Raw genomic sequence first — 23,484 nt, forward strand, 5'->3', positions numbered from 1 at the left:
GTCATTCGGCCGCTTGCTTGACCGGGCCGTGTGCGTCCGGATGCTCATGGTGCGAACCGGTCGAACGGCTCCAGCGGGCAAACGCGTTCGAAAGCCGGTCGAGATAGAGATAGACTACCGGCGTCGTGAACAGCGTCAGCGCCTGGCTGACGAGCAGGCCGCCGACCATGGCATAGCCGAGCGGCTGGCGAATTTCCGATCCCGTGCCGGTGCCGAGCATCAGCGGCACCCCGCCGAGCATCGCCGCCATCGTCGTCATCATGATCGGGCGAAATCGCAATAGCGCCGCCTTGCGGATCGCGGCCTCCGGCTCCAGACGCTCGTCGCGTTCGGCGGTGATCGCAAAATCGACCATCATGATGCCGTTCTTCTTCACGATGCCGATCAGAAGCACGATGCCGATCAGGGCAATCAGGCTGAAATCGAATCCGAACAGCATCAGGATGGCGAGCGCACCGACGCCCGCGGACGGCAGCGTGGATAGAATCGTGAGCGGGTGGATGTAGCTTTCGTAGAGAATGCCGAGGATCAGGTACACCACCACGAGCGCTGCGAGAATCAACAGCGGCACCGTGCCGAGCGATTGCTGGAATGCCTGCGCCGTGCCCTGGAAGCTCGAATTGAGCGTCGTCGGCGCGCCGAGTTCGACCATCGCTTGTTGAATCGCGTTGGTGGCCTGGCCCAGTGCCACGCCCTGCGCGAGATTGAAGCTGATCGTGGTTGCCGGGAATTGGCCCTGATGGCTGATCGACAGCGGCCGCACCGGCACGCTGGTCCAGGTGGCAAAGGTCGAAAGTGGCACCTGGTCGCCGGTGATTGGCGATTTCAGGTAGATCTTGTTCAGGGTGTCGAGGCTGCCCTGCAATTCCGGCAGCACTTCGAGCACCACCTTGTAGGTGTTGAGCTGCGTAAAGTACTGCGTCACCTGGCGCTGGCCGAACGCGTCATACAGCGTGTCGTCGATCAGTTGCGGCTGGATGCCGTAGCGCGCGGCGGTGTCGCGGTTGATTTTCAGCTCGAGCGTGGTGCCGTTGGTCTGCTGGTCGGTCGCAACATCGCGAAGCTGCGGCAGCGTCTGCATCTTGGCCAGGATTTTGGGCGCCCATTCGTTCAGCTCGGCCAAATTGGCGTCCTGCAGCGTGAATTCGAACTGGGTTCGCGTCGGCCGGCCGCCGAGGCGAACGTCCTGGGCCGCCTGCATATAGAGACGGGCGCCATCGACTTTCTCGAGCTGCGGACGCAGGCGCGCGATGATCTGCTGCGCGGATGCCTTGCGCTCGTCGCGCGGCTTCAGCGTGATGTAGAGATTGCCGTTATTGCCAGCACGTCCGGTGCCGCCGATCGCCATCGCGACCGAGGCCACATCAGGGTCGGCCTGCACGATCCTTCCGAGTTGCTCCTGACGACGCTTCATGTCGGCGAATGAGATGTCCTGGCTGGCTTCCGACGTGGCGGTGATCAGGCCATTGTCCTGCTGCGGGAAGAAGCCCTTCGGGATGATCACGAACAGATAGACCGACAGACCGAGCGTGGCGAAGAAGATCATCAGGGTCGTCAACTTCCAGCGCAGCGCGAGATCGAGGCCGCGCTCGTAGAAGTGCAGCATCGCATCGAAGGCGCGCTCGCTCCGTTGATAGAACCGGCCGTGTCTGACCTCGCCATGCGCGCGCAGGAAGCGCGAGGCCATCATCGGCGTCAGCGTCAGCGACACGATCATCGACACGAAGATGGTCATTGCGAGGACCACCGCGAATTCGCGGAACAGCCGGCCGATGATGCCGCCCATCAGCAGTAGCGGGATCAGCACCGCGATCAGCGAGATGCTGATCGACACGATCGTGAAGCCGATTTCGCTGGCGCCCTTGAAGGCAGCGGCCAGCGGTTTTTCGCCTTGCTCGATGTATCGCGTAATGTTCTCCAGCATCACGATGGCGTCGTCGACCACGAAGCCGACGGCAATGGTGAGCGCCATCAGCGAGAGATTGTCGAGCGAATAGCCGCACACCCACATCAGCGCGCAGGCGCCAAGCAGCGCCAATGGCACCGTCACCGCCGGGATTACCGTCGCCCAGAAATTGCGCAGGAAGATGAATATCACCATCACGACCAGCGCGATCGTGAGCAGCATGGTGAATTGGACGTCCTCGACCGCGGCACGGATCGTCGTGGTGCGATCACTCATCACCTCGACCTTGATAGCTGGTGGGAGCGCAGCGAGCAGCCGGGGCAGCGTCCCCTTGATCTGGTCGACGGTCTCGATGACGTTGGCGCCGGGCTGCTTGAATATCACCAGGAATACGCCGCGCTTGCCGTTGGCCCAGGCCGCCTGCTTGGCGTCCTCCGGGCCGGTGACGGCCTGGCCGATATCGCGGATCCGCAACGGACCGCCATTGCGATAGGCGATAATGACGTCGTTCCAGTCCTTGGAATCCGTTAGCTGATCATTGGCGTAGATGGTGTAAGCACGCCGCTCGCCGTCGATATTGCCCTTGGGGCTGTCAACGGTCGTGATCGCGATCTGGCTGCGCACGTCCTCCAGTGACAGGCCCTTGGCGACGAGTTTCGCCGGGTCGATCTGAATGCGGATAGCCGGCTTCTGCTGGCCGCCGATGATGACCTGGGCGACGCCTGAGATCTGGCTGATCTGCTGCGCGAGCTGGGCGTCCACGGAGTCGCTGACGGTCGTGAGCGGCAGTGTGTCCGAAGTCGCCGCCATGATCAGGATCGGCGAATCCGCCGGGTTGACCTTGCGATAGATCGGGGGCGAGGGGAGGTTTTTCGGCAACTGGCCGCTGGCCGCATTGATCGCGGCCTGCACGTCGTTGGCGGCCGCGTCGATCGAGCGGTTGAGATCGAACTGGATGTTGACTGCGGTCGTACCGAGATAGCTCGTAGACGTCATCTGCGCGACGCCCGGAATCTGCGCGAACTGGCGCTCAAGCGGTTGCGCCACCGACGAGGCCATGGTTTCCGGGCTGCCGCCCGGCAGGTTGGCGGTGACCTGGATGGTCGGGAAGTCGACTTGCGGCAGGGGGGCGACGGGCAACAGCGGGTAGGCGACGAGGCCGACGAACATGATGCCCGCCATCATCAGCGAGGTGCCGATCGGGTAGCGAATGAAGGGCGCGGAGATTCCGCCGCTCATTCCTGGGCAACCTTGGCTTGGGCCGGATCGGAACTGGCGATCGCTGTGGTCACGAGCGAGCCGGGCTGAACCTTGAATTGACCTGCCGTGATCACCTGCTCGCCGAGCGAAAGTCCCTCATCGACTACCGAGCGGCCATCGATCGAGCGCGTCACCTTGATCTTGCGGAGCTCGGCCTTGTTGTCCTGGTTGACCGCGTAGGCGTAGAGACCATCGGCGCCATGCTGAACGGCGTCATCCGGAATCACGGTGGCGTTTTTCAGCGTCGCAACGAGCAGCCGCGTCGAAACCGACTGGCCGGGCCACAGCGCGTGATCCTTGTTGTCGAATACCGCCTTGAGCCTGATCGTCCCGCTCGACGTGTCGACCTGGTTGTTGATCAGCGAAAGCGTGCCGGTGGACAGCTCCCGCTTGCCGTCCGTGGAGAGCGCGATGACTTTCGGGGGAGCGGTGGCTAGCGCCGCCCTGATATCCGGCAACTGGTCTTCCGGCGCGGTAAAGATCACCGCGATCGGCTCGATCTGGGCAATGGTGACGATGCCGGTCTGGGTTGCGGCGTTGACGATATTGCCGACATCGACCTGGCGCAGCCCGGCGATACCGGAAATCGGTGCCTTGACGGTGGCGTAATCAAGCTGGGTTTGGGCGTTGGAGATCGCTGCCGTGTCGGCCTCAACCTGCGCCGTCAACTGCGCGACGGTCGAGCGCTGGGTGTCGGTCTGTTGCCGGGTCGCGAATTCGCCGAGCCTGGTAGAGCGCTGCAGGTCGAGACTGGCATTGGCAAGATTGGCTGCGTCCTGCGCCTTCTTGGCCTTGGCCTGATCGAGCACGGCCTGGAACGGCCGCGGATCGATCTCGGCCAGGGTATCGCCCTCCTTGACGAACTGGCCTTCCTGAAACGCAATTCGATTGATCTGGCCGTCGACGCGGCTGCGCACTACGACGGTGTTGAAACCTTGCACGGTGCCAAGCCCGGTCAGATAGACCGGAAAATCGGCCTTCTCGACCGGGGCGGTCTTGACGGGGACGGCGGTGCGGGCCGGCGCGCGCTTCCCGTCAGCCTGCGCCGGGTGTTCCTCGCCGTGGAATCGCTGCCAGCCCAAATAGCCCAGCCCGGCAATCGCTGCGACCAACAAGACCCAACGGATGGTGCGTGATCTCGACATGCCGACCTACGTGTTTCGGAAAACAGGCAATGGCATCCAGAACGGTTCCCTGCGGAGACAGATATTGTCTCGGCGCCCTCGGGGCGTACATGCACGAGCGCTTGAGAATCCTAAACAATTGGAAAGGTTGCGGCAGCGCACGCGTGAGGATCGGCATGACGACGGCGTGGCTCGCAATCTCATTCATGGCTGTCGAACGGACCGCAAATTAGAATCGTTTTGATCTGGATGGATTCAAGCAACGTCTTGCCCCAACCGCGTTGACCGCAAAATTTTCGCTGGGTACCTACGGCGCAGGATTGTCCGCCGCACGTCGGCTGCCGCGAACTGAATTTCGTCAGCGGCATGTCCTGTCGGACCGGAGGAATATGATGGCGGTGAGCTGGTGGCGGAGAACCCCTGAGGTTCCCACGAAATCAAGCTCGCGGCCGGGGAGTTCGTGCGTTATCCTGCGTCTCGTTTGCATCTGGTCACGCCGGTCACACGAGGTATGCGGGGGCGCTTTTTTCTGGCTGCAGAGCATGATACGGGATGGCTACGCCCGCAGCCCGATCTTCGATCTCGATATTCGATCCCGGCCCTGGTGGAGCGGCCTGGGCGAGACGACCGTGAAACGGTCAAATTGACCGGTATCTATCATAACCATATCCGCTACTGGGCCTAAGTATGAATATGTCTCTTTCTCGCGCGACGACATTGGCTGTGATCTCGGCGCTGGCCATGCTGTCGCTGGCGGCGCCATCCTGGGCCCAGCAGAATGTCGCACCCGCAGCGCCGCCTGCGTCCCCGGTTCAACAGGCGCCCGCGGTTTCGCAAGCCCCAGCGGCGCCGGTCCAGGCAACCCAGCCGGCTCAGCCGACGGCAGCCGCCGCGCCGGTTGCACCAACCGCAAGCTCAGACGCGACCGCCGCGCCGGCCGGGCGAGAAGGCACCTCGTTGAAGGCAACGACGGTTGCGCCGCGCGAATTGTCGCCGTGGTCCATGTACAAGGATGCCGACGTTGTGGTGAAGGCCGTGATGATCGGTCTCGCCTTTGCCTCGCTAGTGACTTGGACCGTCTTCATCGCGAAGATGTTCGAATTGGCGGTCGTTCAGCGCAAGCTGCGCAGGGCGCTCGCCAAGATCGCCGACGCGAGGTCGCTGGCGGAAGCGCAATTCGCGCTGGGCGCCAAGGGCAGCGTACTGTCGTCCTTCCTCGCGGCAGCGATGCGCGAGGCGCGGCTATCGGCGGGCATCTCGAGCGACGCCGGCATCAAGGAGCGCGCCGCGTCGAGCTTTTCGGAAATCGTGCGCGCCGAGGCGCGTCGGATCCGGCTCGGCATGGGGCTGTTGGCGACCATCGGCGCGACGTCGCCCTTTGTCGGCCTGTTCGGCACGGTCTGGGGCATCATGAACAGTTTTATCGGCATTTCGAAATCGCAGACCACGAACCTCGCCGTGGTGGCGCCCGGCATCGCCGAGGCGCTGCTCGCCACCGCCATCGGTCTGGTCGCCGCGATCCCGGCCGTCATCATCTACAATCACTTTTCGCGGGTGACCAAGGGCTACATGGAACTGGTCAGCCGAGCATCGGGCGCCGCGGGACGGCTGCTGTCGCGCGATCTCGACCGCACGCACATCAGCTCGCACGGCAGTTCGCATTCGCGCGCGGCGGCGGCGGAGTAGGCGATGGGCGCGTCAATCGCAGAACACGACCTCGATGACGACAGCGATTTCGCGGAATCGCACGAGATCAACGTCACGCCGTTCATCGACGTCATTCTCGTCCTCCTGATCATCTTCATGGTCGCAGCGCCCTTGTCGACCGTCGACCTGCCGGTCGATTTGCCGACGTCGACCGCAACCCCACAGAAGAAGCCGGACAAGCCGACCTATGTCAGCATCAAGCCGGATCTCTCGGTTGCGATCGGTGAGGATATGGTCAAGCGCGTCGACCTGGTGCGCTCGCTCGATGCGATGCCGGACAGCAGCAAGGAGCGCCACGTCTTCCTGCGCGCTGACCGCGCCGTGCCCTATGGCGAATTGATGGACGTGCTCGAAATCCTGCGCGCCGGCGGCTATTCCAAAATCAAGCTGGTGGCGCTCGAAGGCGTTCCCGAAGCAGCGGCGGCGCAAGCGGCGCCGGCAAAGCCTTGACCGGCCTCGACGAGCAAAAGCCTTCGCGGCGGCTCTGGATTTCTGCCGCGGTGATTGCGCTCGCGCTCCACATTGGCGGCGCGGCGCTGGCGATCGCGCATTTGCAGACCGAAGAAGCCGATGACGCCCTCGGCGCGTCGGCAATCGAGATCGGGCTCGAAATGGCCTCCGTTCACCGCGAGGTGACCGATCTGCCGCCGGGTCCGGATACCGATGCTTCCGCGGCGTCGCCGCAGCTCGCCGAGCAGAAGGCCGAGGTCAAGGAAACCGAGCTGCCGCAGGACAAGCCGACGGAGCCTGAGGAGGCCGACCGGGTGGTGACGGAGAACGAGTCGAAGAAGCCAAAAGAGGACGATCCGAAGATCGCGGCGGTGCAGACGCAGGCGTCGACCGAGTCGGTTGCCTCCGAGGCGACCGCGACGCCGAGTTCAGAGGCCATTCCGGAAGGGCAGCGTTCCATCGCACCGGTGATCGGCACCGGCGAGAGCGCACGACGCGTGCGCGCGACCTGGCAAAAGGAGCTGGTCGCGCATCTCGACAAGCACAAGCGCTACCCGAAGGAACGGCAGCAAAAGTCCGCCGAGATCCAGATTCGCTTCACGCTCGACCGCATGGGCCGCGTGCTCTCGACCGATATCGAGAAGGGGTCAGGCGATCCGGCCTTCGACGAGGCGGCGCTGGCAATGGTGCGCCGCTCGGATCCGGTGCCGATGCCGCCACCCATCATTGCCGACGAAGGCCTGACATTCACGCTGCCGGTGATCTTCCGCGTCAAGAACAAGAGCTGACGCCCCGCATTCCTGCCATAGCGTTAGATCGGATAATGCTGCGGTCCCGTCTCGATCGTGATCCAGCGCAACTCGGTGAATTCGGCGATGCCGGCCTTGCCGCCGAAGCGGCCATAGCCCGACGCCTTGACGCCGCCGAATGGCATCTGCGCCTCGTCGTGAACGGTGGGCCCGTTGACGTGGCAGATGCCGGAATCGATGCGCTTGGCGACCTCGAACGCGCGCGCGATGTCGCGTCCGAATACCGCTGCCGATAGCCCGTATTCAGTGTCATTGGCGACGCGAACGGCTTCGTCCGCGCCGTTGACGCGCACGACGCAGACCACCGGGCCGAATGACTCCTCGCCGTAGATCCGCATCGACGAGTTGACGCCGTCGATCACCGTCGCCGACATCAGCGTGCCCTCGCTGCGCCCGCCTGCGACCACCTTGGCGCCTTTGCTGACGGCGTCGTTGATCAGGGCCTGAATGCGGGCCGCGGCATCGGTGCCGATCAGCGATCCCAGCGGCGCGTTACCCTTGCGCGGATCGCCGGCGACGAGCGATCCGGCCTTCGCCGCGAGCTTCGTTACGAAGGCGTCGGCAATCTTCTCGTCGACGACGAGGCGCTCGGTCGACATGCAAATCTGGCCCTGGTTCATGAAGGCGCCGAACGCTGCGGCGGCTACGGCGGCGTCGATGTCGGCATCGTCGAGCACGATCATCGGCGCCTTGCCGCCGAGTTCGAGCAGGGCAGGCTTGAGGTACTTTGCCGCCACCTGCGCGATGATGCGGCCGACGCGCGTCGAGCCGGTAAAATTGACGCGCCGCACGGCTGGATGGCCGATCAGCATTTCGATCAGGGCAGGGGCATCTTCCGGCGCGTTTGTGATGACGTTGAGGACGCCCGGCGGCAGTCCGGCATCGCGCAGGCATTCGGCGATCAGCCGGTGGGTGCCCGGGCAGATTTCGGAGGCCTTCAGCACCACGGTGTTGCCGCAGGCGAGCGGCAGCGCGATGGCGCGAACGCCGAGAATGACCGGCGCGTTCCACGGCGCCATGCTCAACACCACGCCGGCGGGCTGGCGCACGGCCATCGCGATACAGCCCGGCTTGTCGGAGGGGATGACTTCGCCCGAAATCTGCGTGGTGATGGCCGCCGCTTCGCGCAGCATGCCGGCGGCCAAGTGAACATTGAAGCCGGCCCAGCCGGCTGTCGCGCCGGTCTCCGCCGCCATCAACTCGATGAACTGGGGTGCCTTCGATGCCAGGAGATCGGCAGCCTTCAACAGGATCGCGCGTCTCGCGTTCGGACCGGTAGCGGACCATGCGGGGAAAGCGGCGGCGGCAGTGTCGGCCGCGCGCTTCGCATCCGCGATCTGGGCTGCCGCGGCGCGGCTTGCGAGGTCGCCGGTGACCGGGTTGAGACGATCGAAGGTTGCGCCGTTCGATGCCGGGACATCCTTGCTCTCGAGCAGCAACGAAATTTCATACATGGCTTTCTCTCCTCACGCAGGGCGTTACGATGATGATGCGGTGGCCGGCGGAACGCCGCCGAGATAGGCGCGCTGGACGGCGGGATCGGACTTCAGTTGATCGGCAGTTCCGTGTCCGACGATGACGCCGTTCTCGAGCACATAGCCGCGATCGGCGATCCGCAGGCTCTCCTGCGCGTTCTGTTCGACGAGCAGCAATCCAACGCCGCCCTCCCGCACCTGCCGCAGCGTGGCGAACAACTCCTGCACCATGGCGGGCGAGAGTCCGAGCGACGGCTCGTCGAGCAGCAGGATATCCGGATTGGACATCAGCGCGCGGCCGATCGCGAGCATCTGCTGTTCGCCGCCGCTCATGGTGCGCGCGATCTGGGCGGCGCGTTCGCGCAGGCGCGGAAACAGCGTAAGCACCTGCTCGCGCCGCGCCGCTTCGCCCTCGCGGGCGCGTTTCGGGTTGGCGCCGAGCAGAAGGTTTTCCTTCACCGTGAGGTCGCCAAAGATGCCGCGGCCTTCCGGCACCAGCGCCAGCCCGCTTTCGACGATGTCGTGGGCGGCAAGCGCGGAGATATCGCGGCCGCCGAGGCTCACCTGCTTGCCGGGAAGCGTACGCACGACGCCCGCGATGGCTTTCAGGAGCGAAGTCTTGCCGGCGCCATTGGCGCCCAGGATCGTTACGATCTCACGGTGACCGACGCTGAGGGCGACGCCGTCGAGCGCCCGATGCAGGCCATAAGCGAGGCTGAGATTCTTGACCTCAAGCATCGGCGGCTACCCCGCCAAGATAGGCTTTCACGACCGCTGCATCGCTCAGCACGTCCGCGGTGGCGCCTGCGGCGATCTTGCGTCCGCTGCTCATGACGATGCAGCGGTCGCACAGCGCGCGAACCGCGCTCATCACATGCTCGACCAGCACGATGGTGATTCCGTCAGCCCGCAATGATCGGATCAGGTCGATGCCGATCGCAAGCTCGGATGGATTGAGGCCGGCGAGCCATTCGTCGAGCAGCAATAGCCGCGGCTTTGCCGCGAGGGCGCGTGCGAGCTCCAGGCGCTTGCGGTCGATATAGGTGAGGTCCGCCGCGGGCCGCCGGTCGTGCCCGGCAAGACCGACGCGATCAAGCAGCGTGTCGATCCGCAGTTCTGCCTCGGAGGTGGGCAGATGCGGTTTCTGGAACGCCAACCCCGCCTTGATGTTCTCGCGGCAATCCATGCCGTCGAGCACGCGGACGAGCTGGAACGTCCGGGAAAGGCCGAGCCGCGCGATCCGGTACGACGCAAGGCCCGCGATGTTCTGGCCCATCAGGCGGATGGTGCCGGCATCGGGGCGCAGCACGCCCGAGATCAGATTGAGCGCCGTGGTCTTGCCCGACCCGTTGGGGCCGAGCAGGCCCATGATTTCGCCTTGGGCGACCGTAAAGTCGAGATCGTTGACCGCGACGAGCCCGCCGAACGCGCGCCGCAACCTACTGATCGTCAGCACGGGTGTTTCGCTGCCCTGGCTCATGCGGTTACCCGTTGCCTGGCTTTGCCGCCCGCCGTCGTCGACAGCTTTTCGAACAATCCCGCGACGCCCCTCGGCAGCATGTAGACGATCAGCAGGAAGATGCAGCCGAGGATGATCGTGAACGTGTTCGGAAAGCGCGCACTCAGCAGTTCGAACAGTAGCGTCAGCGGCACGGCGCCAAGTACCGGCCCCCACAACCGGTGCGCGCCGCCAAGCAGCGCCATGATCAGCACCTGAAACGAGATCATCGAATTGAAGGCGATCGACGGCTCGATATAGGTCCAGCGCGGCGCCATGATCGCGCCGACCAGCGTCATGACCGTGGCGCTGATCGTGAACAGGGCGACCTTGGCAAAAGTAGTATTGATCCCGCAATGTTCTGCGACGGTCTCGTCTTCGCCGATCACCCGCAGCGCAAAGCCGAGGCGCGAGCGCGCGATCAGCCAGCCCAGCAGGAATACCGCGGCGGTCAGCGCCAGCAATTGCCAGTAAATGTCGGCTTGGGTGATATTGACGAAGACATAGCGCCCGAGCACGCGCGACTTGTTGACCTCGAACCAGACCACGAGTTGGCGGATCAGTTCGGTCAGTCCAAAGGTGAAGATGACGAAATACACGCCGCTCAGTCGCAGCGTCGAGAGCCCGACGATGCCAGCCACAATGGCGCCGAGCGCCGCTGCGATCAGCAGCACGAGCGGCCATGGCAAGATCTCGCCGAGCACGGCAACGGTATAGGCGCCGACACCAAAGAAGGCGGTCGTTGCCAATGAGACGTAGCGGGTGGGCCCAGAGAACATGCCCCACGCCGTCGCCAGCACGGTGTATTGCAAAAGGCTGATGGCGAGCGCGAGGTAGTAGGCATTGCCGAGGCGCGGAACGAGCGCCAGCAGCGCAAGCGCTGCGAGCGCTGTGGCACCGAAGCCGGCGATACGCGCGCTCATCGCGTCGCCCTGCCAAACAGGCCGGCCGGCTTCACCAGCAGCACGGCGAGAAACAGCGCGAAATTGACTGCAAGCGTGAGCCCGGGATCGACATAGGAGGCAACCAGCGCCTCGCTGAGACCAAGCGCCAGGCCTGCGACCAGGCAGCCCAGCATGTTGCCGACGCCGCCCATCACGACGACGATCAAGGCCTTCATCGTGAAGACGACGCCGGATGACGCACTGAAGGTGAGAAAGGTGCTGACCAGCACGCCGGCGGCGGCGACCAGCGCGCCACCCAATGCAAATGTCAGGGCCGAGGCCTGCGGCACGTTGATGGCGACAAGCTGGGCGGCGAAAGGATCGACGGCGACGGCGCGTACCGCCGTGCCGGCGCGGGTCCGCGTCAGCGCGGCATACAGCGCCAGACCGAGCAGGATGGTGATGCCGAGCGCGGCGAGGCGGTTGGCTGCGACCGTCTCACCGAGAAACTGCACCGGGAAGGCCAGGAACGAATAGCTGTAGTAGGCGCCGCCGAACAGGGCGAGCATCAAGCCCTGAATGACGAAGGTGAGGCCAAAGGTTGCGAGAATGCTGTCGACCTCGAGCGCGTCTCGGTTGGGCGCGCGTCGCACCAACGGCGTCAGCAGCAATTTGTAGATTGCAAAGTTCAGCACGAAGGCGAGGGGAACGACCAGCGCCAGTCCGACAAACGGACTGATCGCCCAGCCCGTGAACAGCCAGTGCGATGCAAAGGCGGCGGCGATCAGGAACTCGCCGTAGGAGAGGTTCATGATGCGCGCAACGCCGTACTGGAGCGTGAGCCCCATGGCGATGAGCGCATACATGCCGCCCAGCATCAGGCCGATCAGAATGGCGTTGGTCATTGGCGTGCTGGCCGCGTCTCTATCTTGACGTTACGGCGCCACCCACGCCGGCTTCGGAACGATCGCGGCGCGCGCGCCTTCGTTCTTCGCCGGTGCGATGCCATAGAACTCGCCGCCCTGCCACTGGCCGACCCACCAGTAACGGGTCGGCATGTTGTTCTCGAGCTTGAGCTTGCCGATCACGGTGTCGAACGTGCCGGTCTGCAGATCCTTGATCACGGCGGCGCGGTCGATCTTGCCGACGCGCTCGATCGCCTGCTGCAGCATCTGCAGGCTGGCATAAGTGACTGCACTCGCCCAGCGGTCCGGCTCCGCCCCGTTGGCGGCGGCGGCCTTGTGGCGGGCGAGATAGTCCTTGATCGCCGGACTGTCGCCGCTCCAGCCGCCGATGCCCATCACGCCTTCGGTGTTCTTGCCGAATTTTTGCCGATAGAGCGGAAAGGCGGTGCCGACCCCGGTATAGAAGACCTTCGGATTGAGGCCTGCGATGCGCGATTGCTCGGTCAGCGCCAGAGTATCGGGCGGATAGCTGAAGGCAATGAAGACATCCGGGTTGAGCGCCTTGATCTCGTTCACGATCGGTGCCAGATCCTGCGTGCCGATCGGATAGCTCTTGTCGTAAGCGAGCTTGAACTTCGCGTTGGTGAGTGCCGGCCGCGCCGCCGACGACAGATCGATCCCGAAGCCGTCGGCAATGCTGACCATTGCCACGGTGTCACCGATCCTCTTTTCGTCGCGCAACTTGTTCAGCAATTCGACCAGCGATCTTGCGGCGTCCGCGCTGGTGCCGAGCAGCCAGAAACTGTTGGGCCAGCGCTTGGCGAGTTCGGGGGCGCGGTCGGTCACGGCTGTGGCGGCGAGGTGCGGATAGCCTTCGCGATTGAGCGTCGGACCAACCGCCAGATTGAGGCCGGTGCCCCATGGCGGCAGGATGAAATCGACCTTGTCCTGGTTGATCAGCCGCTCGAGCGCGCGCACCGCCTCTTCGGCGTTGGAGCGGTCGTCATAATGCACGACCTCGATCGGGACGCGCTTGTCGCCGAGCTTGATGCCACCGGCGGCATTCACCTCCTTCACCCACAATTCGTAGTTGGGGATGGTGGTGACCGCAGCGCCTCCGGTGTTAGGGCCGGTGCGCGAAATCGCGTAGCCGATCTTGATCGAGGTTTGCGCCTCGGCGATGGCGGTCAGACCGAGCGTAGCGGCGCAGGTGGCGGCCGCCAGCAGGGCGGTGCGCCGCGTCAGGAATGTCATCATCTTGTCCTCCCAGGGTGCGTCGACCGGCGCCATTGAACTGGCGCTCATGATCGCCCTGACGTTAGGGGAGGTTGCCGGAAGCTTGGAATTGGACGAAACCGGGGAAAGATTGTACTTTTCTGGCAAACCTTCCGCTTCACTGGCGGCGGATTGTCTCAGGAGCGAATTACTTAAGAGATTTGGGCATGTCGGCATCACCAGGGCTGAACGGACTGCCGGTCGGCGTCGCACTGGCGGTACGTGCGGAGGCTTTTTCGGCCGCCCTGGCGGCTCGATCGTGGGTCATCCGCCAGAAGGCGGAGCGCCGGGCGCATCTATTGTTGCTGCAATCGGACCGCGGCCGGGCTTCATGGCACGGCACTGGAGTTGCGCTCGAAGCGCCGGCGCTGCTCTGGCTGCCGGGCAGCACCGATGCAACGCTGCACGTTGGTCCCGGCGCGCGTGGCTTCCTGTTGTCGGTGGACGATGCCTTCCTGATCAAGATTATCGCGGGCAGCGCCGAGGCGTTGCATCTGCGCAGAACCACCGAGCGCGCTGCGCTGGTTGCCGGCGAGACGCTTTCTCCACATATCGACACGATCGCCGAATCCTGCCGCGCGATCGCGGCGGAGTTGCGCGCGCCCGGCTTTGGCGGCGCGACGCTGATCGCCTCACATCTGCTGTTACTGTGTCTGCAATTCTGCCGGCTCAGCGCCTCGCATGATGAGCGTCACGAGGTTGCAGCGCGTGGCGGTGGTCCGGCGCTGGTCGGCAATTTCCTGCAAATGGTCGAACTGCATTACCGCGACGGCTGGCCGGTGGCGCGCTATGCGGACGCGCTCGGCGTCACGTCCGACAAGCTGCACGCCCATTGCCAGCGGGAGAAAAATTGCGGCCCGCGCGCGATCATCCACGAGCGCCTGGTCCGCGAAGCCTGCACGCGTCTGCAGCAGCTCGATCTTCCGGTCGAGCAGATCGGATATGGCCTGGGTTTCCGCGATCCCGCTTATTTCAATCGCTTCTTCCGCAAGTATTGCGGCGCATCACCGGGCAGCTATCGTCGGCAGATACGACTGGAGCACGCACGCAGCGGTCCGTCCTACGCGGCGTGGCCGTGAAGGCCGCGCCCTCTTTCCGAGCGGGAGAGGGTGGATTCGGCACCATGGTCGCCGCATCGATCCAGCGGGGCCGACGCAATCATTTTGTTCGAAGCTCAGCGCCAGAAGTAGCGGATGCTGACGTAGACGATGGCGAGGCAGATGAAAATCAGGGCCACCGGTAGCCGCGGCTTTGCCGCTTGGCCGGATGCGACCTGTTGTTTTGGCCGTGGGGCCGGACGGCGGAAGGCGGTGACGTTGCCGCTGTCAGTGGCCGGCTCGCTCGCGCGCGAAGGAATCTCGGGTGGCGTTCCGGAGCCGCCCATCTCCGCATAGTAGCTCTTGTACATGAGCTGGATGGTGGCCTCGGAAGCGTCCGCCTCGGTCATCCTCGCAAGGAGCAACTGCCTGTAGCCTTCAAGAAAGTTTTGCGCCTCGGCGGGCAGGGCGGTGAAGCCGTTGAGCTTGGCCAGCATTTTCCAGGTTGCAAAATCTGCCCTCGCGCGGGTATCGGCGCGTCGTGCGATCAACATATCGGCAGCTTTGGTCGCCATGGTCCGGGTCGGTTCTTCCCTTGTGGGTTCGTTTCTATTTGAAGCTTAAGCGTTGCCGGTGATGAAGAGAAGCGCGCTGATCACATAACCGGTCAGTGTCCGCAGTATCGCCGAAATAACATCAAGATTTAGGCCGAGCTGCGCGCCGATGATGGGAAGCAGGATCAGAAGGCCGATCAAAATCAGCATCCCATACGGTTCCAGCCGCGACAGCGGGTAAGCCAGCACCCGCGGCAAGAGTCCGACGGCGACCCGGCCACCGTCCAGCGGCGGGATCGGCATCATGTTGAAAATCGCCAGCACGATATTGATCAGGAAGGCGTTTTTGAGGTTGTCCGCCGTCCATTTGGCAGCTTCCGCCGGCACTAGAGGCAGGGCGTGGAAGGCCAAAGCCGTGACAAGCGCCAAGGCGATGTTGGTGGCGGGGCCGGCCAGCGCCACCCAGACCATGTCGAGCCGGGGATGGTTCAGGTTCCGGAAATTCACCGGGACCGGCTTGGCATAGCCAAACAGGAACGGCGAATGCGATAGCAGCAGAACGCCGGGGAGTATGACGGTCCCGAAGGGATCGATATGCTTGAAGGGGTTGAAGCTGACCCGGCCGAGCTCCCAAGCGGTCTTGTCCCCGAGCCGGTATGCCACGAAGGCGTGAGCGGCCTCGTGGAAGGTGATTGCGATCAGGAGCGGGAGAATCCAGACCGAAATGCCGTAGAGTGAGATGTTCAATCGATCTGCCTCGCTTTGCGTGGCATCGTAGCGCGGATCGAGCGAAGCGCAATCCGGGATCGGTCCATCCGCATGCGAACGATCCCGGATTGCGCTAGCGCTCCATCGGGCTACGGAACCGTCTCTTGATATTGCGGCAGGCCGTCGTCGAGGCAAACCCAGGCCATCTTTTCCGAGACCCAGATGTGCTCGGTCGGTGCAAAGGCGTTGCGGTCGTCAAATGCCGCCAGCGCGACGCCGACCACAGTGCCGTTGGTTCGCCTAGAAAACAGCCTGGTGCCGCAAATCTTGCAGAACACCCGGTCGAGCGCCTCCGACGACGGGTAGCACGCCGTTTCGCCCTCGACCGAGAGTGCCCGCTGGTCGAACAGCGCACGGGCAAAGAACGGCGAGCCCATCGCCTTCTGGCAGTTTCGGCAATGGCAGATGCGGACGTTGAGCGGCTCGCCCTCGGTCTTGAACCTGACTGCGCCGCACAGGCATCCGCCTTCTCTGGTCATGGCCGCTCCTAGTACGTCGCCCGGCCGCCCGAGATATCGAACACCGCGCCCGTCGAGAACGCGCAATCCTCCGACGACAGCCACGCCACCATCGCCGCGAGTTCTTCCACCAGCACAAAGCGCCCCTTCGGAATCTTCGACAGCATGAAATCGATATGCTGCTGGGTGAGCTGGTCGAGGATCGCGGTTTTCGCCGCCGCCGGCGTCACCGCGTTGACGAGGATGTCGTGCTGCGCGAGTTCCTTGCCGAGCGACTTGGTCAGCGCGATCAGGCCGGCCTTCGAGGCCGAATAATGCGCCGCGTTGGGATTGCCTTCCTTGCCGGCGATGGAAGCGATGTTGACGATGCGGCCGTATTTTTGCTGCAGCATCGCAGGCACTACCGCCTTGCAGCAGATGAAGGGGCCGTCGAGATTGATGCGCAGCACCTTGCGCCATTCCTCAAGGTCGGTCTCCCAGACCGTCTTGTTGACGCCGGCGATGCCGGCATTGTTGACGAGGATGTCGATCCTGCCGAGCGCCGTCAGCGTTTCGTCGCGGGTCTTCTCGACAGCGGCGAAGTCAGAGACATCGACCTTGAAGGCGGATACGGCCGGGCCGATTTCCTTCGCGGTTCTTTCCGCGAGCGGCAGGTCAAAATCCCAGATCGCGACCTTCGCACCCGATGCGACGAAGCGTTCGGTGATCGCGCGCCCAAAACCCTGCGCTCCGCCGGTGACGACGGCGCAACGGCCGTTCAGATCGATCTTGTTCATGCTGGAAGCCTTTGACAGCGTGGACGTCAGAGCATGTAGCCGCCATCGACGACGAGGTCGACACCAGTGGTGAACGCGGCTTCGTCGCTCGCAAGATAGATCGCCATGGCCGCGATTTCCTCTGCGGTGCCCAGCCGCCCCATCTTCTGGCGGGCGATGAACATCTCTTTGCCCTGCGGGCCGACGGCCGCGGCGCGATCGAGCATCGAGGGTGTCTCCACGGTGCCGGGGCAGATGCTGTTGCAGCGGATGCCCTGGGTGATGAAGTCGAGCGCAACCGCGCGCGTGAGCAACGAAACCGCCGCCTTGGACGCACTGTAGACATAACGGTTGGCCGGTGGCCTCAACGCCGCGCAAGACGAGATGTTGACGATGCTGCCGCCTCCGCCCGCCAGCATCGCCGGCAGAAACGCCTTGATGGTCCGGTGCATGGATTTGACGTTGAGGTCGAACGAGAAGTCCCAGTCCTCTTCCGAACAGTCCAGGATGGTTCCGTGGTGCACGAAGCCCGCCGCGTTGAGCAGGATGTCGATCTTTCCAATGCGCTTGGCGAAGGCGTCGACCTCGGCGGTGCTGCGAACGTCAAGTCGTGCCGTCTCGGCGACGCCTTCCTTGTCCAGGGTGGCGATGCCGCTTTCATTGATGTCGGTGGCGATCACCGTGGCGCCTTCGCGCGCGAATGCTATTGCGCATGCCCGGCCGATGCCCGCCGCTGCGGCGGTGACAACAGCGCGCTTTCCCTTCAGTCGATCTGACATGTTTTTCTTTTCCTCTTGTTCTTCGTCATTGCGAGGAGCGATAGCGACGAAGCAATCCATTTTTTCTTGCGCGGAGGCATGGATTGCTTCGCTTCGCTCGCAATGACGGCGCTAACTAGTGATTGTCCCGCGCCACGCCGACCGTGCCGGCGATATTCTGATAACGCGTGGCGAGCTCCATGCAGGCGCCGGTGGCCTGCTGTCCGACGGTCGAGCGGTAGAGCTCCTGCCACGGCGTCTGGTGGGCCGGGTAGGGGAAGCCACCCTTGTCCTTCAGCTCGGCGCGGCGCTTCTTCAATTCATCGCTCGAGATCAGGATGTTGGCATCGCCCGTGTTGAGGTCGATGCGAACCTTGTCGCCGGTTCGCAAGATCGCCAGGCCGCCGTCGGCGGCGGCCTCGGGCGATGCGTTGAGGATCGAGGGCGAACCCGAGGTGCCGGACTGCCTTCCGTCGCCGATGCAGGGCAGGGAAAGAATGCCGCGTTTGATCAGCGCCGCCGGCGGCTGCATGTTGACGACCTCGGCGCCGCCGGGATAGCCGATCGGCCCGGCGCCGCGGATGAACAGGACGCAGTGCTCGTCTATATCGAGTGAGGGGTCGTCGATCCGGTGGTGATAGTCTTCCGGGCCTTCGAACACGATGGCGCGGCCCTCGAACGCATTCGGGTCTTGCGGATTGATCAAATAGCGGTCGCGGAATTCCTTTGAAATCACGCTGGTCTTCATGATTGCGGAATCGAACAGGTTGCCGCGCAGCACCAGGAAGCCTGCATCCTTCACCAGCGGCTTGTCGTAGCTCCAGATCACGTCGCCGTCGGGCTTTGGCGCCTCGCGGCAGTTGTCGCCGATGGTGCGGCCGTTGACCGTGACGGCGTCTTCGTGGATGCGCTTGTGCGCCATCAATTCGCGCACCACCGCCGGCACGCCGCCGGCGCGATGGTATTCCTCGCCGAGATAGAAGCCGGCCGGCTGCATGTTCACCAAGAGCGGGATGTCATGGCCGTGCTTCTGCCAGTCGTCGATCGAGAGCTCGACACCGATATGCCGCGCCAGCGCGTTGATATGGATCGGCGCGTTGGTCGAGCCGCCGATCGCCGAATTCACCGCGATGCAGTTCTCGAACGCCTTGCGGGTCAGGATGTCGGAGGGCTTGAGATCCTCCCAGACCATTTCGACGATCCGTTTGCCCGTCTCGTAGGCGATCTGGCCGCGCTCGCGATGCGGCGCCGGGATCGCCGCGCAGCCCGGCAGCGACATGCCAAGCGCTTCCGCCAGCGAGTTCATGGTCGAGGCGGTGCCCATGGTGTTGCAATGGCCGACCGAGGGGGTCGAGGAGGCCACGAGCTCGATGAACCCGTTGTAGTCGATCTCGCCGGCGGCCAGCATCTCGCGGGCTTTCCAGACGATGGTGCCTGAACCGGTGCGCTCGCCGTTGTGCCAGCCGTTCAGCATCGGGCCGCCCGAGAGCACGATCGCGGGCAGATTGACGGTCGCCGCCGCCATCAGGCAGGCCGGCGTGGTCTTGTCGCAGCCGGTGGTCAGCACCACGCCGTCAAGCGGATAGCCGAACAGGATTTCGACCAGGCCGAGATAGGCCAGGTTGCGGTCGAGCGCCGCCGTCGGCCGCTTGCCGGTCTCCTGGATCGGATGCGTCGGGAATTCCATGGCGATGCCGCCGGCGGCCCGAATGCCCTCGCGTACGCGATGCGCCAGTTCGAGATGGTGGCGGTTGCACGGGGAGAGGTCGTTGCCGGTCTGGGCGATGCCGATGATCGGCTTGCCGGATTGCAATTCCTCCCGGGTCAGGCCGTAATTGAGGTAGCGCTCAAGATAGAGCGCCGTCATTCCCGGATTATGCGGATTATCGAACCACTCGAGGGAACGTAGTCTTCGGCTCTTGCCATTGGTGGCAGTCTTGTTGTCGTTCTTTTTCATTGGTTCCTCCCGCACTGCAAGCTCATGGGCGGCTAAAATCACGGCGGCGATTGCACCATGCTGAAAATTTCATCCGCTGCAACGCGCTTCGCCCGTGTCCTACTGGGCAACCGATCTTAGTTCGGGCCAAAAGATAGCGCTACCATTTTCTATCCGCGCTCAATCTATGCCCACAGACCCGGCCATCACGGTGCTTTGTCGCATTGAGCTTTCACGGACCACCAACTGAAAGCCGAGGTCGAGCACCGGCGTCTGGGGGCGACGGCCTTCGATCGCGTCGATCACCATGGTGACGGCGTGCCGGCCCATTTCATAGCGATTGGTTCGCACGCTGGTGAGCGAGGGGACCGCGGCGGCGGTGAATTCCAGGTCGTTGAAGCCGACAATGGCCAGGTCACGGGGAATCGATATCTGCCGACGCTGGCATTCGAAGAGAACGCCGAGCGCGAGGTCGTCATTGACGCAGAAGACCGCGTCGATATCGGGCGTCTGGGCAAGGAGGTCGGCGAACAGTGTTCCGCCAAGCGTGACGGTTGTGGGTACGGAAGTGGTGACGATGAGGTTCGGGTCGAACAGCGAGGCCGCTTTCATGGCATCACGATACCCTTCGAACCGCCGCTGCACGCGGGGGTCCATTCGCGCACCGAGAAATCCGATGCGGCGGCGTCCCTGCTCGAGGATGTGCGAAATCGCCGCAGAAGCTGCATCGTAGTGCGAAAAGCCGACCATCATGTCGACAGGACTGTCGCCGATCTCCATGATCTGCGTGACCGGGCAATTCATCGACTCCAGGATCGTGCGCGATTCCGCGGTTTGGTTGATGCCGGTGACGATCAATCCCGCAGGCTTCTGCGCCCGAAACAGGCGCAGCAGCTTTTCCTCCTGCAGGATGCTGTAGCGCGTGTTGGCAAGTTGAATGGTGTAGCGGCTACCTTCGGAGGAATCGTAGATGCCGCGCAACACATCGGCGAACACGTTGTTGGTGAGAGAAGGAATGACGACGCCGATGACTTCGGTACGGTGCGAAGCGAGGGCGCGCGCAGCGAGATTGGGTACGTAACCCAGTTCCTTCACGGCGCTGTCGACGCGTTCCCGCTTGCTAAGCGACAGCGCTTCGGGGTTCCTGAAAAAACGTGATGCCGTGATTGGGCTGACGCCAGCGAGCTTTGCGACCTCGGTGAGGCGGATTTTGCCAGACTTTGTCTGTTTTCGTCCCATCTTGCGCTCATATCACAACAAATTAGACGTTTGAACAATTATTGACAGCGCTACCATCGGATTGCTAAAAGCCGCCAAACTGCGGATGATAATGACCGTTGAATTCGACTTCCGGCATTAGAGTCGAAAAGACAGCATGGCGTCGTCGCCCGTCTGTGGCGCCACAAAACAGAAAATGAGGGGAGAGAGTTCGATGTCGTCGGTACAGATTCGCGACGTGCGCAAGTCGTTCGGAAACTTTGAAGTTTTGCACGGCGTGTCGATTCCGATCGAGGATGGTGAGTTCGTTGTGCTCGTCGGCCCCTCCGGCTGTGGCAAGTCGACCTTGCTGCGGATGCTCGCAGGCCTCGAAAACATCACCTCCGGCACGATTTCGATCGGCGATCGCGTGGTCAACAATGTCCAGCCCAAAGAGCGCGACATTGCCATGGTGTTCCAGAACTACGCGCTCTATCCGCACATGACGGTCGCCGACAATATGGGCTTTTCGCTCAAGCTGCGCGGCGCCAAACCCGAGGAAATCTCGACTGGCGTCAAGCGCGCCGCGGAAATCCTGGCGCTGACCCCGCTGCTCGATCGCTATCCCCGGCAATTGTCGGGCGGCCAGCGCCAGCGCGTCGCCATGGGCCGCGCCATCGTGCGCGACCCGCAAGTGTTCCTGTTCGATGAGCCCTTGTCCAATCTCGACGCCAAGCTGCGCGTTGCGATGCGCACCGAGATCAAGGAGTTGCACCAGCGGCTCAAGACCACGACGGTCTACGTTACCCATGACCAGATCGAGGCCATGACCATGGCCGACAAGATCGTGGTGATGCATGACGGCATCGTCGAGCAGATGGGCACCCCGCTCGAACTCTACGACACCCCGGCCAACCAGTTCGTCGCGGGCTTCATCGGCTCGCCGGCGATGAATTTCCTTAAAGGCAAAGTGAAGTCGAACGGCGTCGCCGGCTTCGAAGGCCCGAACGGCGTCAAGCTGCCGCTGACGACGGCGCCCGCCAATTCGGACGGTCAGCCGGCGGTTTACGGCGTGCGGCCCGAGCATTTCACCATCGCCGACGATGGCGCCGAAGCCGAGATCGTCGTGGTCGAGCCGACCGGTTCGGAAACCCAGGTCTTCGCCAAGCTCGGCGGAGAGCAGGTGGTCGCCGTGTTCCGCGAGCGGCATCAATTCAGTCCGGGCGACAAGGTCCGGCTCAAGCCGGATCCGGCGCTCGTGCATCTATTCGACGAGGCGACCGGCAAGCGACTGAATGGCTGAGCAATAATCAAATGGGCTGAGCAATAACCAAAAAGTATTCAAAGGGAGGATGGACTATGCAGGACTTTACTCGCCGCTCGCTGCTTCAAGGCGGCACCGCGCTGGCAGCCGCGGGCGCGCTGACCGGACCCGCACTGCTCGATTTCGCCAAGGCCTGGGCGCAAGCCTCGCCGTGGAAGGCGGAGCAGGGCGCCAAGCTCACCGTGATGCGCTGGAAGCGCTTCGTGCCGGCGGAGGACGATGCGTTCAACGCGATGGTCGCCGCGTTCAAAGCCGCGACCGGCACCGAAATGAACGTGTTCTCGGAGTCGTTCGAGGACGTGCAGCCGAAGGCATCCGTTGCCGCCAACACCGGCTCGGGCCTCGACCTCGCCTGGGGTCTGCACACGCTGCCGCAATTGTTCCCAACCAAGGTCCTGAAGCTGAACGATGTTGCCGATTACCTCGGCAAGAAATATGGCGGCTGGACCGATGCGGCGCAGAAGACCTGCATGCTCGGTAATGACTGGCTTGGCATTCCTGTCGCCACTGTTGGCGGCTACATGACCTACCGCAAGTCGGCGACTGACAAGGCCGGCTTCAAGGAATTCCCCAAGGATTTCCCGAGCTTCCTCGAGATGTGCAAGGCGCTGAAGGCGAACAACATGCCGGCCGGCTTTGCGCTTGGGCACGCCTCCGGCGACGCCAACGCCTGGCTGCACTGGATCCTCTGGGGCCATAACGCCTGGACTGTCGACAAGAGCGACAAGGTGAGCATCAATTCGCCAGAAACGGTCAAGGCTCTGGAGTACTGCAAGGCGCTGTCGGACACGTTCATCCCGGGGGTTGCGTCGTGGAACGACTCCTCGAACAACAAGGCGTTCCTGGCTGGCGAACTCTATGTCACCTCCAATGGCATCTCGATCTACGTCGCGGCCAAGGACGATGCTAGCAAGAAGGATCTCGCCGAAGACACCTACCATGCCCTGTGGCCGGTGGGTCCGATTGGCAAGCCGACCGAGTTGCAGCTCGCGGTTCCGATCCTGGCGTTCAACTTCACCAAATATCCGAATGCGGCGAAGGCGTTCGTAGCCTTCATGCTGGAGAAGGAAAACTTCGAGAAGTGGCTCTCCGGAGCGCGCGGCTATCTGACCCACACGCTGAACGCCTATGACTCGGCGCCGGTCTGGACCGCGGATCCGAAGAACGCGGTGTTTGCTCAGGCCAGCAAGCGCGCGCTGCCGGCCTCCGGCATCGGTACGCCCGGCGAGAAGGCGGCAACCGCGATTGCCGATTTCATCGTGGTCGACATGTTCGCCAACTACTGCACCGGCGCCAAGGATGCCAAGACGGCGATCGCGGAAGCCGAACGGCAATTGAAGCGCATCTATCGCTGATGAACCGGAGCGGACGGCGGGTGCCGCCGTCCGCTCCGTCAATACCGGC

The 23,484-nt window shown here is 63.4% G+C and carries 21 protein-coding genes and 1 pseudogene; 7 read left to right on the top strand and 15 right to left on the bottom strand.

The window, feature by feature from the left end; genetic code table 11:
* Position 1 precedes the first annotated feature (1 nt).
* Positions 2-3,145, bottom strand: a complete 3,144-nt coding sequence (locus V1290_RS33350; RefSeq protein WP_334368281.1) for a multidrug efflux RND transporter permease subunit — start codon at positions 3,143-3,145, stop codon at positions 2-4.
* Positions 3,142-4,311, bottom strand: coding sequence for an efflux RND transporter periplasmic adaptor subunit (locus V1290_RS33355; RefSeq protein WP_334368282.1), 1,170 nt, complete (start codon positions 4,309-4,311; stop codon positions 3,142-3,144). The genes V1290_RS33350 and V1290_RS33355 overlap by 4 nt, the downstream gene beginning before the upstream one ends.
* 358 nt (positions 4,312-4,669) lie before the next feature.
* Between V1290_RS33355 and V1290_RS33360 the strand changes: the two are divergent.
* From V1290_RS33360 to V1290_RS33375, 4 genes and pseudogenes are all read left to right on the top strand, one after another.
* Positions 4,670-4,975 (top strand): annotated as a pseudogene (locus V1290_RS33360) (PKHD-type hydroxylase); the annotation flags it as partial.
* A 2-nt stretch (positions 4,976-4,977) separates the two neighbouring features.
* Entirely contained in the window at positions 4,978-5,976 is a 999-nt protein-coding gene (gene exbB / locus V1290_RS33365) for a tonB-system energizer ExbB (protein ID WP_334368283.1), read from the top strand.
* 3 nt (positions 5,977-5,979) lie between these two features.
* Positions 5,980-6,447, top strand: a complete 468-nt coding sequence (exbD, locus tag V1290_RS33370; protein WP_334368284.1) for a TonB system transport protein ExbD — start codon at positions 5,980-5,982, stop codon at positions 6,445-6,447.
* Entirely contained in the window at positions 6,444-7,235 is a 792-nt protein-coding gene (locus V1290_RS33375) for an energy transducer TonB (protein WP_334368285.1), read from the top strand. The genes exbD and V1290_RS33375 overlap by 4 nt, the downstream gene beginning before the upstream one ends.
* Positions 7,236-7,258: 23 nt before the next feature.
* On the opposite strand, the gene V1290_RS33380 is transcribed toward V1290_RS33375, so the two are convergent.
* From V1290_RS33380 to V1290_RS33405, 6 genes are read right to left on the bottom strand one after another with little or no spacing between them, the layout of a single operon-like run.
* Positions 7,259-8,710, bottom strand: coding sequence for an aldehyde dehydrogenase (locus V1290_RS33380; RefSeq protein ID WP_334368286.1), 1,452 nt, complete (start codon positions 8,708-8,710; stop codon positions 7,259-7,261).
* A 24-nt stretch (positions 8,711-8,734) separates the two neighbouring features.
* The gene (locus V1290_RS33385) at positions 8,735-9,469 is read right to left on the bottom strand and encodes an ABC transporter ATP-binding protein (protein WP_334368287.1); all 735 of its coding nucleotides are present in this window, start codon (positions 9,467-9,469) and stop codon (positions 8,735-8,737) included.
* Positions 9,462-10,211: an ABC transporter ATP-binding protein gene (locus tag V1290_RS33390; protein ID WP_334368288.1), complete on the bottom strand. Its 750-nt coding sequence runs from the start codon at positions 10,209-10,211 to the stop codon at positions 9,462-9,464. Before V1290_RS33390 ends, V1290_RS33385 begins: the two co-directional genes overlap by 8 nt.
* On the bottom strand, positions 10,208-11,152 hold the full coding sequence (locus tag V1290_RS33395; RefSeq protein WP_334368289.1) for a branched-chain amino acid ABC transporter permease: 945 nt from the start codon (positions 11,150-11,152) through the stop codon (positions 10,208-10,210). The genes V1290_RS33390 and V1290_RS33395 overlap by 4 nt, the downstream gene beginning before the upstream one ends.
* Positions 11,149-12,018 carry a branched-chain amino acid ABC transporter permease gene (locus tag V1290_RS33400; RefSeq protein WP_334368290.1) on the bottom strand — a complete coding sequence of 290 codons (870 nt, stop codon included), beginning with the start codon at positions 12,016-12,018 and terminating at the stop codon, positions 11,149-11,151. The genes V1290_RS33395 and V1290_RS33400 overlap by 4 nt, the downstream gene beginning before the upstream one ends.
* A gap of 30 nt (positions 12,019-12,048) precedes the next feature.
* Positions 12,049-13,272, bottom strand: coding sequence for an amino acid ABC transporter substrate-binding protein (locus V1290_RS33405; protein ID WP_442895095.1), 1,224 nt, complete (start codon positions 13,270-13,272; stop codon positions 12,049-12,051).
* Positions 13,273-13,460: 188 nt separating this feature from the next.
* On the opposite strand from V1290_RS33405, the gene V1290_RS33410 reads away from it, so the two are divergent.
* The gene (locus V1290_RS33410) at positions 13,461-14,372 is read left to right on the top strand and encodes a helix-turn-helix domain-containing protein (protein ID WP_334368292.1); all 912 of its coding nucleotides are present in this window, start codon (positions 13,461-13,463) and stop codon (positions 14,370-14,372) included.
* 95 nt (positions 14,373-14,467) lie between these two features.
* On the opposite strand, the gene V1290_RS33415 is transcribed toward V1290_RS33410, so the two are convergent.
* The 7 genes from V1290_RS33415 to V1290_RS33445 form a co-directional block, all read right to left on the bottom strand.
* Complete coding sequence (locus V1290_RS33415; RefSeq protein WP_334368293.1) at positions 14,468-14,905, bottom strand: hypothetical protein; 438 nt, start codon at positions 14,903-14,905, stop codon at positions 14,468-14,470.
* Positions 14,906-14,950: 45 nt separating this feature from the next.
* A complete protein-coding gene (locus V1290_RS33420; RefSeq protein ID WP_334368294.1) occupies positions 14,951-15,631 on the bottom strand; it encodes a site-2 protease family protein in 681 nt (226 codons plus the stop codon).
* Between the two features lie 110 nt (positions 15,632-15,741).
* Positions 15,742-16,131 (bottom strand): GFA family protein, encoded by a 390-nt coding sequence (locus tag V1290_RS33425; protein WP_334368295.1) that lies wholly within the window; start codon positions 16,129-16,131, stop codon positions 15,742-15,744.
* Positions 16,132-16,139: 8 nt separating this feature from the next.
* On the bottom strand, positions 16,140-16,886 hold the full coding sequence (locus V1290_RS33430) for an SDR family NAD(P)-dependent oxidoreductase (RefSeq protein ID WP_334368296.1): 747 nt from the start codon (positions 16,884-16,886) through the stop codon (positions 16,140-16,142).
* 26 nt (positions 16,887-16,912) lie between these two features.
* Positions 16,913-17,644 (bottom strand): SDR family oxidoreductase, encoded by a 732-nt coding sequence (locus V1290_RS33435; protein WP_334368297.1) that lies wholly within the window; start codon positions 17,642-17,644, stop codon positions 16,913-16,915.
* Positions 17,645-17,759: 115 nt separating this feature from the next.
* Positions 17,760-19,580, bottom strand: coding sequence for an IlvD/Edd family dehydratase (locus V1290_RS33440; protein ID WP_334368298.1), 1,821 nt, complete (start codon positions 19,578-19,580; stop codon positions 17,760-17,762).
* Positions 19,581-19,739: 159 nt separating this feature from the next.
* Positions 19,740-20,798: a LacI family DNA-binding transcriptional regulator gene (locus V1290_RS33445; protein WP_334368300.1), complete on the bottom strand. Its 1,059-nt coding sequence runs from the start codon at positions 20,796-20,798 to the stop codon at positions 19,740-19,742.
* A 193-nt stretch (positions 20,799-20,991) separates the two neighbouring features.
* On the opposite strand from V1290_RS33445, the gene V1290_RS33450 reads away from it, so the two are divergent.
* Together V1290_RS33450 and V1290_RS33455 are read left to right on the top strand one after the other, a co-directional pair.
* On the top strand, positions 20,992-22,059 hold the full coding sequence (locus tag V1290_RS33450; protein WP_334368301.1) for an ABC transporter ATP-binding protein: 1,068 nt from the start codon (positions 20,992-20,994) through the stop codon (positions 22,057-22,059).
* Positions 22,060-22,115: 56 nt separating this feature from the next.
* A complete protein-coding gene (locus V1290_RS33455; RefSeq protein ID WP_334368302.1) occupies positions 22,116-23,435 on the top strand; it encodes an ABC transporter substrate-binding protein in 1,320 nt (439 codons plus the stop codon).
* Positions 23,436-23,484 lie beyond the last annotated feature (49 nt).

Origin of the sequence: Bradyrhizobium sp. AZCC 1578 (assembly GCF_036924675.1) — a bacterium.
Taxonomy (GTDB): Bacteria; Pseudomonadota; Alphaproteobacteria; order Rhizobiales; family Xanthobacteraceae; genus Bradyrhizobium.

Excerpts from the sequence above, each read along its gene's own strand:
- V1290_RS33350 (WP_334368281.1), bottom strand. The coding sequence starts at position 3,145 with ATGAGCGGCGGAATCTCCGCGCCCTTCATTCGCTACCCGATCGGCACC.
- V1290_RS33355 (WP_334368282.1), bottom strand. The coding sequence starts at position 4,311 with ATGTCGAGATCACGCACCATCCGTTGGGTCTTGTTGGTCGCAGCGATT.
- exbB (WP_334368283.1), top strand. The coding sequence starts at position 4,978 with ATGAATATGTCTCTTTCTCGCGCGACGACATTGGCTGTGATCTCGGCG.
- exbD (WP_334368284.1), top strand. The coding sequence starts at position 5,980 with ATGGGCGCGTCAATCGCAGAACACGACCTCGATGACGACAGCGATTTC.
- V1290_RS33380 (WP_334368286.1), bottom strand. The coding sequence starts at position 8,710 with ATGTATGAAATTTCGTTGCTGCTCGAGAGCAAGGATGTCCCGGCATCG.
- V1290_RS33385 (WP_334368287.1), bottom strand. The coding sequence starts at position 9,469 with ATGCTTGAGGTCAAGAATCTCAGCCTCGCTTATGGCCTGCATCGGGCG.
- V1290_RS33390 (WP_334368288.1), bottom strand. The coding sequence starts at position 10,211 with ATGAGCCAGGGCAGCGAAACACCCGTGCTGACGATCAGTAGGTTGCGG.
- V1290_RS33395 (WP_334368289.1), bottom strand. The coding sequence starts at position 11,152 with ATGAGCGCGCGTATCGCCGGCTTCGGTGCCACAGCGCTCGCAGCGCTT.
- V1290_RS33400 (WP_334368290.1), bottom strand. The coding sequence starts at position 12,018 with ATGACCAACGCCATTCTGATCGGCCTGATGCTGGGCGGCATGTATGCG.
- V1290_RS33405 (WP_442895095.1), bottom strand. The coding sequence starts at position 13,272 with ATGACATTCCTGACGCGGCGCACCGCCCTGCTGGCGGCCGCCACCTGC.
- V1290_RS33410 (WP_334368292.1), top strand. The coding sequence starts at position 13,461 with ATGTCGGCATCACCAGGGCTGAACGGACTGCCGGTCGGCGTCGCACTG.
- V1290_RS33415 (WP_334368293.1), bottom strand. The coding sequence starts at position 14,905 with ATGGCGACCAAAGCTGCCGATATGTTGATCGCACGACGCGCCGATACC.
- V1290_RS33425 (WP_334368295.1), bottom strand. The coding sequence starts at position 16,131 with ATGACCAGAGAAGGCGGATGCCTGTGCGGCGCAGTCAGGTTCAAGACC.
- V1290_RS33430 (WP_334368296.1), bottom strand. The coding sequence starts at position 16,886 with ATGAACAAGATCGATCTGAACGGCCGTTGCGCCGTCGTCACCGGCGGA.
- V1290_RS33435 (WP_334368297.1), bottom strand. The coding sequence starts at position 17,644 with ATGTCAGATCGACTGAAGGGAAAGCGCGCTGTTGTCACCGCCGCAGCG.
- V1290_RS33440 (WP_334368298.1), bottom strand. The coding sequence starts at position 19,580 with ATGAAAAAGAACGACAACAAGACTGCCACCAATGGCAAGAGCCGAAGA.
- V1290_RS33445 (WP_334368300.1), bottom strand. The coding sequence starts at position 20,798 with ATGGGACGAAAACAGACAAAGTCTGGCAAAATCCGCCTCACCGAGGTC.
- V1290_RS33450 (WP_334368301.1), top strand. The coding sequence starts at position 20,992 with ATGTCGTCGGTACAGATTCGCGACGTGCGCAAGTCGTTCGGAAACTTT.
- V1290_RS33455 (WP_334368302.1), top strand. The coding sequence starts at position 22,116 with ATGCAGGACTTTACTCGCCGCTCGCTGCTTCAAGGCGGCACCGCGCTG.